Source organism: Paenibacillus sp. UASWS1643, from assembly GCF_008693195.1.
GTDB lineage: Bacteria > Bacillota > Bacilli > Paenibacillales > Paenibacillaceae > Paenibacillus > Paenibacillus amylolyticus_B.
In genome coordinates, this window is record NZ_VXKZ01000110.1 from 108,356 (window position 1) to 125,512 (window position 17,157).

Annotated in this window: 10 protein-coding genes and 1 pseudogene; 7 read left to right on the top strand and 4 right to left on the bottom strand. The window is 48.1% G+C overall.

What is annotated here, in order from left to right:
* The first annotated feature begins 70 nt into the window (after window positions 1-70).
* The 3 genes from FE296_RS17490 (at window position 71) to FE296_RS17500 (ending at window position 4,895) form a co-directional block, all read left to right on the top strand.
* Complete coding sequence (locus FE296_RS17490; RefSeq protein ID WP_150365811.1) at window positions 71-1,849, top strand: sensor histidine kinase; 1,779 nt, start codon at window positions 71-73, stop codon at window positions 1,847-1,849.
* Entirely contained in the window at window positions 1,825-3,117 is a 1,293-nt protein-coding gene (locus FE296_RS17495) for an ABC transporter substrate-binding protein (protein ID WP_150365812.1), read from the top strand. Before FE296_RS17490 ends, FE296_RS17495 begins: the two co-directional genes overlap by 25 nt.
* Before the next feature lie 197 nt (window positions 3,118-3,314).
* The gene (locus FE296_RS17500) at window positions 3,315-4,895 is read left to right on the top strand and encodes a hypothetical protein (protein WP_150365813.1); all 1,581 of its coding nucleotides are present in this window, start codon (window positions 3,315-3,317) and stop codon (window positions 4,893-4,895) included.
* A gap of 90 nt (window positions 4,896-4,985) precedes the next feature.
* On the opposite strand, the pseudogene FE296_RS17505 reads toward FE296_RS17500, so the two are convergent.
* The 3 genes and pseudogenes from FE296_RS17505 to FE296_RS17515 form a co-directional block, all read right to left on the bottom strand.
* A pseudogene (locus FE296_RS17505) lies at window positions 4,986-6,313 on the bottom strand (ABC transporter ATP-binding protein).
* Between the two features lie 65 nt (window positions 6,314-6,378).
* Window positions 6,379-7,407, bottom strand: a complete 1,029-nt coding sequence (locus FE296_RS17510) for an ABC transporter substrate-binding protein (protein ID WP_150365814.1) — start codon at window positions 7,405-7,407, stop codon at window positions 6,379-6,381.
* A 110-nt stretch (window positions 7,408-7,517) separates the two neighbouring features.
* On the bottom strand, window positions 7,518-9,164 hold the full coding sequence (locus FE296_RS17515; RefSeq protein ID WP_150365815.1) for an AraC family transcriptional regulator: 1,647 nt from the start codon (window positions 9,162-9,164) through the stop codon (window positions 7,518-7,520).
* 527 nt (window positions 9,165-9,691) lie between these two features.
* Between FE296_RS17515 and FE296_RS17520 the strand changes: the two genes are divergently transcribed.
* On the top strand, window positions 9,692-10,681 hold the full coding sequence (locus tag FE296_RS17520) for a LacI family DNA-binding transcriptional regulator (protein WP_124116584.1): 990 nt from the start codon (window positions 9,692-9,694) through the stop codon (window positions 10,679-10,681).
* Window positions 10,682-10,842: 161 nt separating this feature from the next.
* Window positions 10,843-14,235, top strand: coding sequence for a GH36-type glycosyl hydrolase domain-containing protein (locus tag FE296_RS17525; protein ID WP_150365816.1), 3,393 nt, complete (start codon window positions 10,843-10,845; stop codon window positions 14,233-14,235).
* A gap of 79 nt (window positions 14,236-14,314) precedes the next feature.
* Here FE296_RS17525 and FE296_RS17530 read toward each other — a convergent pair whose 3' ends face one another.
* Entirely contained in the window at window positions 14,315-15,511 is a 1,197-nt protein-coding gene (locus tag FE296_RS17530) for a methyltransferase domain-containing protein (RefSeq protein ID WP_190945315.1), read from the bottom strand.
* 269 nt (window positions 15,512-15,780) lie between these two features.
* On the opposite strand from FE296_RS17530, the gene FE296_RS17535 reads away from it, so the two are divergent.
* Both FE296_RS17535 and FE296_RS17540 read left to right on the top strand, forming a co-directional pair.
* Window positions 15,781-16,281: a GNAT family N-acetyltransferase gene (locus FE296_RS17535; RefSeq protein WP_150365817.1), complete on the top strand. Its 501-nt coding sequence runs from the start codon at window positions 15,781-15,783 to the stop codon at window positions 16,279-16,281.
* A 26-nt stretch (window positions 16,282-16,307) separates the two neighbouring features.
* Window positions 16,308-17,096, top strand: coding sequence for an SDR family oxidoreductase (locus tag FE296_RS17540; RefSeq protein ID WP_150365818.1), 789 nt, complete (start codon window positions 16,308-16,310; stop codon window positions 17,094-17,096).
* The last annotated feature ends 61 nt before the right edge of the window (window positions 17,097-17,157 follow it).

The following is a 17,157-nucleotide window of genomic DNA, read 5'->3' on the forward strand; positions in this document are numbered from 1 at the left end:
AACTTAGGGAAAACCTTCCTGCATGTGATATACCTAGTAGTATCACGTGGTTCAAAGGAGCGCTTTGGTCATGACAGCCTACCGCAAACTGAGCATCAAAATGAAAATGTTTCTGATGATTATGTTCATGATGGCATTTATCATCATCCTCGCGTTTGGGTCCTTGTATTATACGTACTCCGTCTATGACAAACAGCTGTTTGATAAGTCGTCCCGACTTCTGAACCTTTCCTCGTCTACAGTGGATGTTGAACTTCGGAAGTTGGAAGCGTTATCATTAAACATGATTTCAGATACGCAGATTCAAAGGGCTTTGAAGTCATTGCTGGATGACGATAGCGCATATTCAAGCTTTATTGAACGGAAGAAGATCACAGATCGACTATGGGAGCATATTAGTGGGGCTGCACGATATGTGCAGTCCGTTCATCTGATTGATTCAAAGGGGAGAGTGAATAAATATGGTGAAACACTAACCGTATCCCCGGAAAAATATGATCGGATGATTGAGGCTGCGGAGCAGGCGAACGGGGCAGTACGCTGGTTATACCCGGATGACGATGATCCGATGCTGGTTATGGTGCGTCAGGTGCGAACCTACGAACCGATGACCCTGGAACCGGTAGGCATACTGTTTCTGCGTATTAATATTGAGCGACTCGTTGAGGAGTATGCGGGCATGGATAGCCAGGACAGTGACATTATTCTGAAAGCAGGCAGTGAGGTGGTCTATCCTTATCGCCAGCTTCCAGAAGCGGTGTCCGCGGGATTGAATCCACTTCCGGGTAGTGGGGGTTATGAGATCAAAAATCTGGATGGAAGGGAGATATTCCTTTCCCAGAAGAAATCTTCTTACACCGGTTGGGTTTATTACAATATGGCCTCTTACGATGAAATTTTTGAACGGATTATATGGTTGAAGAATAGTTTGATTGTCGTTTATCTTATCGCCATTCTGGTTGTGCTTGCGCTTGGTATGGTGTTCGCACGCAGTCTGACAAGGCCGATCAGGCAGCTCATCAGTCAGATGAAGGAGGTTCAGTATGGGGATCTGGAGAATATGGATGCCAATCTGTCCATTCCAACGCACCAGCACATGGATGAACTGGGATTGTTACAACGTACGTACCGACTGATGATTACACATATTAATACATTGATCAAAGAAAATTATGCAAGCCAGCTGGTCATTAAAGAAACGGAGTTCAAGGCGCTACAGGCGCAGATCAATCCTCACTTTCTGTATAATGCGCTGGACTCGATCCATTGGCTCGCCAAAAAGAACAGGCAGGAGCAAATCTCCAGTATGGTGCTGTCACTTGGGTATTTGCTGCGTTCCTCCATCAGCTTCAAGCAAAATATCATTACCATTGCCGAAGAACTGGAGATCGTCAATCATTACATCACCATTCAGACCTACCGTTTCCGGCAGCGGCTGGATTTCCGTATGGATGTGCCTGCTTCTTATCTGGGTTGTGCCATTCCCAAGTTAACCCTACAGCCCCTATTGGAAAATGCCATTCAATATGGCTTGGAACCACAGGTTGGATCCTGTCTGATTCGAGTGTATGCCGAGATATCAGGGGGCAAGCTGGCCCTGATCGTGGAAGATCAGGGTCCTGGCATGGCACCCGAATATGTGGAACAAGTGCTGCGCGGAGAAGTGAAGACCAGAGGAACAGGGATTGGTCTGCTGAATATCAGGGAGCGGGTACGCTTGGCTTTTGGCGAAGAATATGATGTTCTGCTGGAGAGCAAGCCGGGGTATGGAACGAGAGTAACGGTATTGCTGCCACCACCATCGCCAGGTAAGGAGGAGAAGATATGGGGAGATGGATGCGAGCCATAGGCATGATCTGTCTTATACTGACTCTTTCTGGCTGTGTGAACCAGTGGGATCAAAGGCCAGGCATGATTGTGGAAGAAGAGCCGATCACACTGCGAATCGCTTGGTGGGGTGGGGAGTTTCGCAACAATGCAACGATAGCTGTTATCAATCGGTATGAGAAGTTGAACCCACATGTGAACATTGAATACGAATATAGCAGTTTCAATGAATACTGGAGAAAACTTGCCCCACATGCAGCAGGCAATGCGTTACCCGACATTATCCAGATGGATGTCTCCTATCTGTCCCAGTACAGTTCGTTGCAACTGTTGGAGGATATGACGCCGTACATCCAGAGCGGACAGATTGACACGGCAGATATAGAGAAGGAACAGCTGGAGAGTGGGAGCCTGAATGGAAAAACCTACGGACTCAGTTTGGGGGTTAACGCCATGCTTAGTATTTATGATCCGGAAGTATTGAAGGCCAATGATATTGAATTGCCAACGGATACGTGGACATGGGCGGATTTTGACCGGATGGGCGAGCAATTGCTGGGGAAAGGCATTTATCTGGGAACCTATTTCACGCCCGAACAGTTTTTTGCGTATTACTTGAGACAATATGGTTCCAAGCTGTACGCCGAGGATGGCAAGAGGTTGGGTTATGAGGACGATGGGCTATTTATTGATTATTTTGGCCGAATGCAGCAACTCGCGGAGAAGAAGCTTATTTTTGCACCGGATATCTGGACATCCGACATTGGCAAACCTGACAACGATCCGTTTTATCTGAGAGAGGCTTTGTTTAGCTGGGGGTATTCCAACCAATTTATCAGTACCACTCAACGTTACGGCAAACCGTTAACCATTTCACCGATGCCTGGGCCAAACAGCCAGGATGGGTTGTTCCTGAAGCCAGGCATGTTTTTCTCCATCGCAGGCAATTCCAGGCATAAGGAGGAGGCCGCCAAGTTCATCAGCTTTTTCGTAAATGATCTGGATGCCAATCTGCTGCTCAAAGGGGAGCGGGGTGTGCCTGTCTCATCCCGTGTCAAAGAGCGAATGAAGCTGGTGGTTGAACCGGAACTGGCACAGGTGTTTGACTATATTGATTGGGTTGCGGATCACAGCAGCCAGATGGACCCGCCTGATCCTGTAGGTGCAGCCGAGGTGACTGCCGTGTTACGTGAGTTGTATGATCTGCTGTTGTTTGGCAAAATTACGCCAGAGCAGGCGGCAAAGGATTTTCGTGAGCGGGCAAATGCCATTCTGGGTGGGAAGTTATAAGAATGGACTAGATCATATATGTATTTAATGAGCTTGGGGTCGTTATCGTTCACAAGCTTAACCTTCATTCTACTCGAGTGAGGGTTTTTGTTATGGAGTGGTGTATATTTCCTCTAGTATAATAAAAATGGGTAGTCATCCTATCAGTAGATCAGATAGATTCTATCCATATATTATGGGATGAGGAGTGTCAGGACATGTCCATACATCAGATAGGTCACAAGGTGTCTTTTGCAGATATACATACGAAGTTGCCTCAGAAAAGTTGGATGTACACTCAGAATGAAGCGAACAACGGTGAATTTGAAGCCGAGGAAGTATGGTTACATTCTGGTGATCTTCATATCAGTGAACTGTTGTTGGATGAAGGACCTTTTTTGATCTTGGTTGACGGAAATCTGACAGTGGATCGTTATATTGGAAATACAAGTTCCGACGCGGCCAGTTCAAATCTGGTTGTACTTGGGAATCTCATAACGCCCTATATGATCGTGGGTGGGCAGGAAATATATATTACAGGTAATCTCTATGTGGAGGATATGTTCTGGGGGGATTATAACCATGGAGAATTGACAGTGAGAGGGAATGTAGAAGGTGGATTGCTGGTAAGTACCGAGCAATATACGATTCAGGTTCAAGGACAGCGTAATGTGAAGCGTCAGCTTGAAGAATGGGAGGATCTCGGACCATGGCGGGGCTCTGACATGTTGACGTTATTGGTTCCTGAATGTGTAATTGATGAAGATACAGAGCCTTTTCCTTGGCGAGAAGAAATGTTAAGGAGGCTGCAGCAAGGACAACCTGTAATCAACCGAAAGTACATTCATGCTGATGAATCAGAGCCAGATGTGCCGGATTGGTTCGAAGATCATCGGATTACCGCTGAGAACATAGAGCGTCTTACTCATCCATCTTTGTTGCCTGTAAGAGAGGCGGATGAGTTGCTGAACAGTTATGAATTTTGGTTGGACGAGCAATTTTGCCGAGTATCGGTCTATGGAGATGAGCATACGGAGGGGTATTTCCGCAGTCTGTATTTTCAGGATGACCACAATTGTGCATTGTTGCTTAAGATGGAGCCATCAGATCAAGGTTCCAACTCTCCTGATAAACATATCGTACAATCGGGTAAACCTGTCTGGATGATCTCAGGAGCATATCGTTATCTGCACAATGAGAATTCGGAATGGAACGTATTCTCGGAGAACTCACCTGCTGATATTCAGCAGTTAAGCGAGCAAGGATGGAGCACCTTGTTGCAGTCTGTATCGAATTATCAGTATGCCCGTTCCTTAATTTCGCAACAACTGATCTATGATTTATTAGCACTGCCTGTCGTGGAGCCATATGACGATTATTATGATGATGATCGGCACGGACTGTGGATTGGAGAGTTATATTTTGCATTTCGACAAGCGGGTCAGATGTCTAATGGTGTTCCCCAGCCAGCCATGCTACGTATTGGAAGAGAGTATGTGGATGCTCAAGGGGAGACTCAGGTGGAGAAATACTATTATACCCTGCACCAACATGCGGACGGCTCGGAAAGTGTGTTGATTGAATACTCGGCTCAGAATGACGAGGATGAGGAAGAAGAACCGTTGTTGCTTGAACTTCATTATATAGGCGGCTCTCAATTACTACATGCCGTTCAATTGCTCGAACGTGGACGCCAAGTGCTCATTCAAGCGAATGAGGATCTACTGAATGGGGAGCCACCGTACGCTGCTGAATCATTTGCGAAGCGATTCTGGAAATCAAAAGGATATCTGAAATGAATAAAACAACCTTCACCTCGTTTGCAGAGGGAAGGTTGTTTTCATTCCGTATTTGTTTTTTTCGATGGTTGCTATGTTAGGGCATGCTACTTAACCAAACTGGGCTTGATGCAGTCGGCTGTATGAGCCTTTACGTGCGAGCAGTTCTTCATGACTGCCTTGTTCGGCTACGCTGCCGTTCTCCACTACTACGATGCGATCCGCGTGTCGGATGGTCGCCAGTCGATGGGCAATCACCAAAGTGGTACGTCCCTGAGCAAGCTCGGACAAGGCCAGTTGAATGGCAGCTTCCGTCTCGGTGTCGAGTGCGGAGGTGGCTTCATCCAGAATGAGGATAGGCGGGTTCTTCAGGATCATTCTTGCGATGGATAGACGTTGCTTCTGTCCGCCGGAGAGTTTTACGCCACGTTCACCGATCATGGTGTCCAGTCCATCTGGCTGGGATTGTACCAGTTCTTCCAGTTGGGCCCGGCGAATGGCTTGCCAGATTTCGTCATCGGAAGCATTCAGCTTGCCGTATGCAATATTTTCACGAATCGTTCCGTCAAAGAGGAAAATATCCTGCTGCACAATCCCGATATGGGAGCGCAGTGATTCCAGCGTCATGTCCTTCACGGGAATGCCATCAATGGAGATATGCCCCGCATCCACATCGTAGAAACGTGGGATCAGACTGCATAACGTCGTTTTGCCCCCTCCTGAAGGTCCAACCAGAGCGACTGTCTGGCCTGCCTGAACATTAAGGTTGACCTCAGACAGCGCAGGTTTATGTTCACCATAAGAAAAGGTAACGTTATGGAAGGCAATATCGCCTTTCACATCCGGTACAGCTTCAAGCAGCTCCAGGTAACGTCTGAATCCGGCGATGCCTTTGGGGTACGTCTCGATGACGGAGTTATCTTCTCGATCGGTCCGAGGAATACGCATTATAATCGGCGATATCCGCAAACATGCGCTTGAATGCCTTGGACATTTTGCGACTGAAATACAGTGACAGGTAGATCATCAGCGGCACGATGATAAACGTCATCACAGCGAGCTGCCAGTTGATCCCCAGCATAATCCCGAAAGCTCCGGCGAGTGTCATAAAGGCGATAAATAAGTCCTCGGGTCCGTGATGCGCGATCTCACCAATATCCATCAGATCGTTGGTCATGCGGGAGACCAGATGCCCGGTCTTATTGTTCCCAATAGGTGACTGCATAATGGAAAAAGGAACTGGGCAGGTAGATACCGAGTAGTCCGACACATGCCGCTAAGATCATGGACCAATTGCCAGCCGGAAGCAGTTGATCGACAACCCGGTTAACGGCGAGTGAAAAGGCCAGCTCCAGCAGCGCGGCGGCGATGGCACAGGAGAAGTCCAATATAAAGAGCCTTTTGTAAGGGCGATAATAGGACATAAAACAGCGAAGCATATGATATGACACAAATGCCCGAGCAGGCTGATCAGCCTGTCCGGACACCTGAATTCATGCTTATGTTATTTGCGGTTTTGCTCGGCACGTTCTACGATCATATCGGCGAATTCCTCAGCCTGACCTTGAATCGCAATCGGGTCGAAGTACCAGTAACGGTCTTCCAGCAACTCATACACCTGATTGTTTTTTACAGCCGGCAGGGATTGCCAGATGGAGTCGCCTTGATAATTTTTATTGTTCTCTCCAACGGTTAAGAAGATATGATCCCCTGCATAATCACCAACAACTTCACGCGAAATCTCTTTCCATTGGGTATCACCCATCAGTTCCTTTTTGGTGATTTCGAGTGGGGCAAGTTGCAAAGCACTGTAGACTGCTTGTCCGCCTCGACCAAAATTGTCTCCATATCCATAATAACTTTTGTCGGATACTTCAAGGATGGAGAAGGTTTCCTCCGGTTTGATGACGGTTTTCACCTTGGCACGAGCGGCTTCAATCCGTTCATCGTACGTTTTCAGCCAAGCTTCGGATGCTTCGGATTTGTTCATCAACTCTCCGAATCCCCGAATTTCGTCATGTACATTGGTGAATGTACCATAAGGAATCACTACGGTAGGTGCGATCTTTTGATAACTCTCAATTTCACTGGCCTGGTCGGAGTAGGTAATGATCAGATCCGGGTTCATGGCGATGACCTTCTCCATCGATACCGCTGCCCGATCACCGATACTTTCAATGCCCTCCACCTGATCTGCATAGAACGGGTTTTCCAAATAATATTGAACAGCACCAACAGGTTTCACACCCAGTGCAAGCAGATCACTTACGTACATATCCGTCACGATCCGTTTCGGTTCAGCCGGAATTTCAACATCCCCGCTTAATGACTTGTAAATTCGCGTAGCATTTGAATTATCTGAACCGGACGATGCGTCTTTGTTCGTCTCTGAAGAGGCCGTTGTCGTTTCAGTTCCCGCTGCCGATGTCTGTTCGGTGGCAGTCGAGCCCGTTCCGCTGCTACAAGCAGCCAGAATCATAATGATGGCGAGCATAAGCAGCAAGCCGGAAAAGCGTTTTTTTGCAGCAAACATATTCTTGTTCCCCCTATGTATAATCAATAATGATTATTATTCTCATTAATAACATAGAGGAAGACGTGATATTTGTACATGGACAACTATGATCAGTACTGCATGGACAATTATGATGTGAGGTGACGCATGATATGCTGCAACTGTTCCATAACAGACAAGGGATCGAATCCATAGAACATGTCGGCATCAATCTCGTATACACGTCCTTCACGAACGGCGGAGAGAGTGCCCCAAGATTCCTGATTCAGCAGGTTATCCAGCATTTCTCGTTCGGCAGGTTCCTCAGGGTAGGCAACAAACATGTGATCTGCGGCATATAAGTGAATCTCGGACAACGGAACATGAACGTACCCCGTAAGTAACTGTCCATCCTGTTCCATCCGTGAAGGTGGAGTGAAGCCGAGCGATTGATACAGCACATGAGAAGCTCTGCCCCAGCCATGACCGTAGATATAAGCCCCGTCTTCTCCAATCATAAACATGCAAACGGCGGACCCTCGTGTTCCTTCTATCTGTTGGTTCAACGTATGATTGGCTTCTTGCTCAAGTTGATGATATTGATCTAACAACGCTTGTGCATTGGACTCAAGCCCAGTAATTCGGCCGAGATGAAGAAGCTGCTCCTGCCAATCAAGTTCCTCAAAGGGCATCAGAATGGTCGGTGCGATCAGACGTAGTTCATCAGAAGCGGGATGTGGCGCATAACCGATAATGACATCAGGATGAGCATTTGCAATCAGCTCTGGATGTTTAACCAGCTCATACTCGGAATGCTGTTCAAATGTTTCATGACCCTCATTACCAGGTTCACCAAGTTTATCTTCCATCCAGCTTGCTACGGCTCCCATGTGGGGAGTGTGGCCCAGTGCCAGAAGTGAGGCTGTATAGTTGTAAGTCAACGATACAATCTTTTTGGGCATTTTCCGGTAGTGTGTTGGTGCTGATCCAACCATCTGTTTGAATTTGCGGCTCAGATAAAAGGTATCCCTGTAGCCTGTCAGTTGTGCAATTTCCTGTAGCGTAGGGTTCGCGAACAACAGATGCTCCTGAGCCATCCTGATTCTGAGCCGAGTCATATATTCAACAAACGTAAGACCTGTATGTTTCTTGAACTCCCGTGAGAAATGCTCGGGACTTACATTTGCATCTCGTGCCAATTGTTCGCGGGTCAACGGATGGGTATACATCTGATGGATATGTCTGAGCACGGCATCGAGCCAGGAGTGATCTTCATGAGCAGAATGAGCCACATGATCCCGCAAAATATCCAGTAACTCATAGAAAAGCATATGTGGCTTGAAGGGGCTGGAATCATGGCCTTTCGAACTTGCTTGAACCAGCTCTACTGCCCTATCGGTGAGAGTACGACTCGCAATGAGAGCTGGTATCCCGAACGGCCAGAACAGTTGTTCATTTTCAGTGGAATCAAAAGCAATAGCAATGCCCTGTACTGGCGACAGGGAGCCGCGCTTGTTCTCGTGCTGAAGCAGGCTTCCAGCTTGTCGAACGACTGCAGAGCCTGCATTTAATGTCAGTTTTCCCTCTGCACTGATCAGCCTGGCCTGGCCAGCAGTAATGACGTATAGCACATGAAGAGTGCTCCACATCTCATCTATGCGGGAGAATGCCTCGCGGTCGTGAAGCTGCACCAGATGGCACAGCTTGAACAGGGCAACAGGTACGGACTGAATCTTCTGCAAGGAAATGGGACGGGACAGCGGTTTTTTATGGTAAATGGGCTTGGAAATATTCATTAGATAACTGTCTCCTTACATAAGTCAGCAGGGGCATTATTCGCCTCATGGCCTTTGTATACTGGCGTAATTCTCGGATCTCGACTATTATGCAGTATAGACTATAAACGGAGTGACGTGGATGGACAGATTGGACAATTCAACTTTTTCTGTGAAAAATAGATAAAGTGGTTGAAATCGCTATCAACACCGACTATAATGAAAATGTCGAAACGTTTCAATCTGGCGTTTACTGCCAGTTTCATTGTATTAGGCAAGAACTATTTATAGAGTGCCAGATTGAAAGACGCGTCATAACCATCATTAATGGTACGGATTGGAATAAGGTACTTCAACAGTGGTACCGGAAGGATCGAGACAAGCATTTTTTTGAGAATACCTCGAAACGTTTCGATTGACATCCATAGCTATGATATGTACAAAGATAATAAATGATAATCAAGGATTTAGTGGTTGTTAAGACCATGTACCGTATAAAATGTAGATAACCTTAGAATTTGTTCTAGTTTAGAAGGAGCGAACGTGGAATGGCAACGATTAAGGATGTGGCAAAGCTGGCAGGTGTAGCACTCTCGACTGCTTCCTATGCGCTGAGCGGGGATAGCAAGGTTAGTGCCAAGACCAAGGCTAAGGTGCTTGAGGCAGCACGAGAACTGAATTACCGCAAGAACGGCTTTGCCATGGACCTGAAACGGAGCCGGACAAACACGATCGCTTTGATCCTGACCGATCTGTCGGGCCCGTATTACTCGGAGTTGATCCGTAGTGTACAGGATGTAGCCCTCGCAAACGGGTATGACCTGATTGCGTGCAGCTCCATGGGTGGACGGGATTCAACGGCAGTGAGATTTTTGCGTGAAAAAAGAGTAGACGGAGCCATCATCCTGGCGCATAACATCCATGATGATATTCTGGTGGAATCTGCCGGACAGCGCTTTCCGATCATTGTGATGGATCGTCAGCTGTCGAGTGACCATTTGGTCAACGTGCTGGTGGATGGAGAGCAGGGCGGTTACCTTGCAACCCGCCACCTGATTCAGGCAGGACATCAGAAGATTGCTTATATCAGTGGCCCATCCAACTCGTATGACAACGCGCTCCGTTACCAAGGGTATCTGCGAGCGATGCGGGAAGCGGGACTTGAAGAAAAGTCCAAATGGCGTCTGAACGGCAACTTTGTGCGTGAGGGCGGATACAGTGCAACCAAGATGATGATCATGCAGGGCGAGCTTCCCTCAGCGGTATTTTACGGTAACGATGAGATGGCGATTGGCGGCCTGAAGGCATTGGAAGAGCGCGGTGTATCGGTGCCGAATGATATTTCCGTGATCGGTTTTGACGATATTCAGTTGTCCGAATATGTGCATCCACCGCTGACAACGATACGCCAGCCGAAGCATGAAGCCGGGTCGCTCGCTGGACATCTGTTATTCCAGATGCTCAATGGCGAAGCGGTTGACTCTTCATATACGTTAACGATTAATATGATCGAGCGCAGCTCTGTACGTTCGGTTTAGACCGAATCTGAACAACAAGGAACTGCCTGCATGCTGAAGTAAAAGTTTAATGATGGGGTTATCGTCCGGACGGGCTGTAAAAAGCCGGTTTGAAGAGGCCCCTATTCTTTTTCAGATCCATCGAAACGTTTCGAATTTAACTAATTCAAGGAGTGAACCTTATGACAACGATGATTAATGAACCGATCCGGTTAAGTGCCGGAGAGTTATCCTTTACTTTTTTGAACAGTGGAGACCTGTACCAAGCTACATCCGGTACAACGATGTTGAACCAGTTGCTCAGCAACCAGATTGATGGATCTTTGAACAACCTGTACCTGCGTGTACATGAGGGAGAGAAAATCAGCTCGTTCCCGTTGCTCGGTGTACGTTCGAACAGCAAGGTGATTACAAGCAAAGCACAGTCCAGCAACCAGTTGATCTGGGAGGGTACAGTCCAGCTCGAAAGCAGTGAACAGGGCATTGGCTACCAGGTTGTATTTACGGCTACAACGCAAGGTGTCTGGTTCTGGGATGTGAAGCTCACAGGACAACAACATAACGTAGACGTGGTGTACGGACAGGATGTAGGTCTTGCTGATCCAGGTGCGGTACGCAGTAATGAAGCTTATCTGTCACAATACATTGACCATACGGTGTTTGAAGATGAAGCGAAAGGTTATGTCGTTTGTTCCCGTCAAAACCAGCCTCAGGGCGGTGCATTTCCATATATGCAACAAGGTTCCCTGACGAAGGCAATTGGTTATTCCACAGACGGATTCCAATTCTTCGGTCTGTCGTACAAGGAAACGAATCAACCAGAGAGCTTGAATCGCCCAACACTGGCGAATGAGACATATCAGTATGAATTTGCCTATACCGCATTGCAATCGGAGATGTTGAATCTGAACGGAAAAGCTCAGGTGGTCTTCTATGGACTGGCGAAGCCTAATCATGCCGAAGGAATCTCTGCACTGGAATTCGGAGATGAAGTTACCGCAGCATGGAATGAAGTACAGGCTCTGACTGTGGAGAATGGCGATACGTTGGAACAGGTGAAACTGTCCTCCTTCCTGGGTGAACCGCTGGTTACACTTGATCTGACACAAGATGAGATTCATGATCTGTTTCCTGATCGTCATCAGGAAGAACACAGTGGTGAGAAACTGTTATCCTTCTTCACAGGCAGCTATGAACATATCGTTCTGAAAGCAAAAGAATTGCTCGTAGAGCGTCCACACGGTCACATTCTGATGAGTGGTGGCAATGTGCAACTTGGAGCACAGGTTATTACGACGACATCATATATGTACGGTATTTTCAACTCACAACTCGTTATTGGTAACACCAATTTTAATAAAATGATCAGTAATGCCCGCAATGCATTAAACGTGCCGAAAACGGCGGGACAACGCATCTATGTGGAAATGGACGGACAATATCGCCTGCTGACGATGCCTTCCCTGTTCGAAATTGGCTTCAACTATGTTCGTTGGATCTACAAAACGGCATCCGATACGATCATCGTGACCAATTACACAGGTGCACATACGACGGAAGTAAGCATGAACGTACGCTCCACAAGTGGTACGGCATACCGTTACCTGGTAACGAACCAAATTACGATGAATGTCAATGAGTACGAGTATCCGCTGCATATGACGCAGGATGGCGATACTTTGATCTTCAAGGCTGATCCTCAAGCGATTAGTGCAGGAACGTACCCAGATCTGCAATACCGCATGTCGGTGGACGGCGCAGCTGTGAATGTAGGGGACGAAACGCTGCTGGCAAGTGGTATCCGCAGTGGTTCCGCATCGCTGGTTACACTTAGTCTGGAAGCGAGTACTGAATGGACGCTGAAGGTACAAGGGGTATTGGAAGGTCAAGCGGATAGCGGCGCGGCAGCAGTTTCAAGTCTGACGTTTGAAGAGGAAGTGCAGGCATATCGCGAGTTCTTCGCAGGTGTGATGAACGGGTTCCGTTTGTCCCGTGGAGAAGGTCAAAGTGCAGAGGATCTGTTCAAAGTAAATGCGCTGGCTTGGTGGTACACCCACAACATGCTGGTTCACTACTCCGTGCCTCACGGTTTGGAGCAGTATGGCGGCGCAGCTTGGGGTACACGGGATGTGTGTCAAGGTCCGGTGGAATACTTTATGGCAACGCAAAAATATGAGCAAGTTCGCGATATTATCAAAATGGTCTATACCCACCAATACGAAGATGATGGCAACTGGCCGCAATGGTTCATGTTTGATAAATACTTTGCGATTCAACAGGAAGAGAGTCATGGTGACATCATTGTATGGCCGCTGAAAGTGCTGGCGGATTACCTGACAGCGACTCGCGATTATGCGATTCTGGATGAGAAAGTACCTTATACTGTCAAGCATAGCTTCGGGTTCACGGAAGAGACAGCAACGGTACTGGATCACGCAAAAAAAGAGATCGAGTATATTCGTTCGCACTTCCTGCACGATACGTTCCTGTCTTCTTACGGCGATGGCGACTGGGATGATACGCTCCAACCAGCCAATGCACAGCTGAAGCAATACATGGTGAGCAGTTGGACGGTGGCATTGACGTATCAGTCCGTGAATGTGCTCTCGCAAGCGCTGAAATTCAAGGATGCGGACTTTGCGAAGGAGCTTGACGTACTCGCACAAGGCATTCGTGAGGACTTTAACCGTTACATGCTGGGCACAGACGTGATTCCAGGCTTTGTGTACATGGAAGAAGCCGACCAAGCGAAGCTGATGCTTCATCCAACGGACACAGAGACAGGCATTCAATATCGGCTGCTGCCAATGACGCGCAGCATGATCGGTGAATTGCTGAATGCGGAGCAAGCAGAATCGCATTACGCATTGATCCGTGAACAGTTCCTGTGCCCGGATGGCGTGCGTCTGATGAATCGTCCAGCTCAATATGCTGGCGGAGTTAGCACACACTTCAAGCGTGCAGAGCAAGCATCCAACTTCGGGCGTGAGATTGGTTTGCAATATGTTCATGCTCATATCCGTTATGTGGAAGCGATGGCGAAGCTGGGTAAGACAGATCAGGTGTGGAATGGTCTCGCGATGATCAACCCGGTTGGTATCGGCGAGGTTGTACCTAACGCGGAGATTCGCCAAGCGAACTCATACTTCAGTAGTTCGGACGGTAAGTTTAATACGCGTTACGAGGCACAGGAAAATTTTGACCAGCTTCGTAAAGGGACTGTACAAGTGAAAGGCGGATGGAGAATCTACTCCAGCGGCCCTGGAATCTACATGAACCAGCTGATCTCCAACGCGCTTGGTATTCGTCAAGAGGGCGGCGATCTGGTCATTGACCCGGTATTGCCAGCTGAGCTGAACGGTATGCAATTCGAATTCGAGTATGCAGGTGAGCCGGTGACGTTTATCTATCACTTGAACGAAGGTGCTGTGAGCCGTGTAGCGGTGAACGGCAAGGACATTCGTACCGAGCGTACAGCGAACCGTTACCGTCAGGGCGGGGTGTCAATCTCGCTTGATGAGTTCAGACAGGCACGCAGTGCAACTGAGCGTACGGTTGTTGATATTTATATGTAATTTTATAACATGATGTACAACAAGGTCATCCTCCTTTATTCAAGGCGGGATGGCCTTTTTGGCATATTCTCATGATTGCTCACCGCAGAGGAATCGCCAGCAACGTATGCAACAGCTCATTATGCCGCACATGCTTGGTTACGTAGCCCTGTTGCTCCAGCCAGTTGCATAGCTCACCCAGCAGAGGGAAGTGACGCTCGCGTAAGGCGCGCAGCTGTTCCTCGTGTCCTGTGGTCTCTGCCTGCCGAATATAGGAATCACGGTGAGCAGCATCGACAAACATCAGATCGGTTAGACCAATACGTCCGCGCGAGGTTAGAACTCGCTGCATCTCCTGTAAGGCCAGTAGTTGCTGATCTGGACTCAGATGATGGAAGGCGAAGCTGGATACGACAAAGTCGAAGGAATGATCGGTAAAAGGCAGCGCCAGGAAATTACCAAGCTTCACATGCATCTCGGGATATTTGGTACGGCATCTGCGCAGCATCTCCCGGGACTGATCAATTGCGGTCATGTCTGCGCCCTGCTGTAGCAGTTTCCCAGCCAGATTACCTGTGCCTGTACCAATATCGAGTCCTCTCTCACCAAGAGCGGGAGAGATCCAATAAGTTGTCTGTTCGAGCGCTTCATCATAGTTGTGATACAGATAAAAGGAAGACTGTACCGTATCATTGGAGTCGCTCGGCGTGTAATGATCTTTATCCTGGTGTGGATGTGAAACTTCATTCTCATCGCTTATAGGCGAGGCATTGGCCGAATGATGCCTGCCCTCTGAATTGGGATGTTCAGTACTGAGTCTGCCTTCTGCCTGCACTCGCTGATCATGGATGGCTGCCTGGGTGTCATAATTCCACCGATCATGCCAGTTCTGCCGGGCTTCACGCAGACGCCGTGCACTGTCCGCGAGATCGTGCAGATGGCTGACATCCAGCGGTCCGTCCTGACGATTCAGGTCAATCATGCGCTGGGTTGTATCCATCATACGTTTGAGCTCAATCCACTGGGCATACATGACGGCCTGTTGCAGTTCCAGATATTCTTCCAGCCGCTGCTGGTTTCCTTGATCGATCTCTCCGAGCGCATGTGTAATATCCTGTAGCGACATGCCAATCTCACGCAGCGCAGCAATGGTCTGAAGCCGCCAGATATCATTCTCAGTGTATGTGCGATAACCGTTACTGGACTGTTTGGCAGGTAGAATTAATCCTTTTTCTTCATAAAAACGAATGGCTCTCGCCGATATACCAAGCCTGCTTGCTGCCTCTTTGATATTCATCATGCATCCCCTCCTTATCGAACCAGTATAAACTATGACGTTAGGGCAAGGTTAAGTGATTATTTCATTTTGCGAAAAGGTTCAATATCGAGCGGAATTTTAGTCAAAGCTGAGGCTATGCTACAATATATAGAACAAAAAACTTAAATAGTGAAGTAAACGAACAATGTCTTCCTATTCCTAAATTTCTCAACGTTCTTAACTCTCTTAACTTTCCCGACGTTGTAATGCACAGCGTTGTCGACTATAGCACGAAAGGTTGAATCATTATGCTTACCAGCCATACATTTACGATTCGTCCATCCGAGATTAAAGATGCAGCCCAGCTAATGGAGTTGGATGCCCTGGTATGGGACAAATACACCTCTCCTGCACCGATGCATTGGCGTTCCAGACAGCAATATCTGCAGCATTGCCCGCCAGGCAGTCAATTGATTGCGGTGCAGGGAGAGCGGGTATGTGGTTATGTTGGCTTTCAGCCAGCCACAGGTATGCCGGTCAACCGTCATGTCTACGAAATTCATATTGCAGTTCACCCTCATGATCGGCGTTGTGGCATTGCTACATCATTGATGGATGCCATCAAGCAGCATGCGGCCCAACAAGGCGTTCGTAAGCTCAGGCTGCGTGTGCTCTCCAGCAATCCGGGAGCCATCACGTTTTATACACAGTGTGGATTTGTGACGGAAGGCAGATTGGTGTCCGAGTTTTATATCGGCGGCAAGTATGTGGACGATATTCTTATGGGTTATTTTATCCAGACCAAATAGAAACTAGCTGAGGAGGAGGAACAACGATGGACATGGGACTTCAAGGTAAAAAAGCACTGGTGCTGGCTTCCAGTCGAGGGCTGGGCAAAGCGGTAGCCGCTCAATTGGCAGCAGAAGGAGCTGATGTCATGCTCGCCAGCCGGAGCGAAGAAAAGCTCGCAGCAGTGAAGCAGGAGCTTCTGGCGCTTGATGGTGGCGGACGTGTGGAGTATTGTGCAACCGATGTGACACGCAAGGAAGATATTGAGGCGCTGATTCACAAGACAGCAGAGCTGTTCGGGCAGATTGATATTCTGGTAAACAATTCGGGTGGTCCGCCATCGGGTTCATTTGAGTCTCTGACGGATGAGGATTGGGAACGTGCATTTGAATTAAATGTGCTCAGTTATGTAAGGCTGATTCGCGGTGCTCTTCCTTATATGAAAGAAAGCGGAGGACACATTGTGAATATCGCTTCAACTTCAGTGAAGCAGCCCATTCCGGGTCTGGTGCTGTCCAACACGTTCCGTACCGGCGTGTTTGGATTGGCGAAGACGTTATCCCAGGAGCTGGCTCCATACGGAATTTTGATCAACACGGTGGCGCCGGGACGTATTGCAACAGACCGCATTCGTGAACTGGATGCAGCACGGGCTGAGCAGAACGGTATCAGTGAGGAAGAGGTATCTGATCAATTCCGTAAAGAGATTCCACTGGGCCGTTATGGTCAACCAGAGGAGTTTGCCAAAGCGGTGGTATTCCTGTTATCCGGGGCCAATACGTACATTACCGGAACCTCATTGATCGTGGATGGTGGCATGGTCCGAGCCCTATAAAAGTCATGGATGCAATAAAATACCCTCTGTCACCACATGCCGTGGAGATAGAGGGTATTCC

Excerpts from the sequence above, each read along its gene's own strand:
- FE296_RS17490 (WP_150365811.1), top strand. The coding sequence starts at position 71 with ATGACAGCCTACCGCAAACTGAGCATCAAAATGAAAATGTTTCTGATG.
- FE296_RS17495 (WP_150365812.1), top strand. The coding sequence starts at position 1,825 with ATGGGGAGATGGATGCGAGCCATAGGCATGATCTGTCTTATACTGACT.
- FE296_RS17500 (WP_150365813.1), top strand. The coding sequence starts at position 3,315 with ATGTCCATACATCAGATAGGTCACAAGGTGTCTTTTGCAGATATACAT.
- FE296_RS17510 (WP_150365814.1), bottom strand. The coding sequence starts at position 7,407 with ATGTTTGCTGCAAAAAAACGCTTTTCCGGCTTGCTGCTTATGCTCGCC.
- FE296_RS17515 (WP_150365815.1), bottom strand. The coding sequence starts at position 9,164 with ATGAATATTTCCAAGCCCATTTACCATAAAAAACCGCTGTCCCGTCCC.
- FE296_RS17520 (WP_124116584.1), top strand. The coding sequence starts at position 9,692 with ATGGCAACGATTAAGGATGTGGCAAAGCTGGCAGGTGTAGCACTCTCG.
- FE296_RS17525 (WP_150365816.1), top strand. The coding sequence starts at position 10,843 with ATGACAACGATGATTAATGAACCGATCCGGTTAAGTGCCGGAGAGTTA.
- FE296_RS17530 (WP_190945315.1), bottom strand. The coding sequence starts at position 15,511 with ATGAATATCAAAGAGGCAGCAAGCAGGCTTGGTATATCGGCGAGAGCC.
- FE296_RS17535 (WP_150365817.1), top strand. The coding sequence starts at position 15,781 with ATGCTTACCAGCCATACATTTACGATTCGTCCATCCGAGATTAAAGAT.
- FE296_RS17540 (WP_150365818.1), top strand. The coding sequence starts at position 16,308 with ATGGACATGGGACTTCAAGGTAAAAAAGCACTGGTGCTGGCTTCCAGT.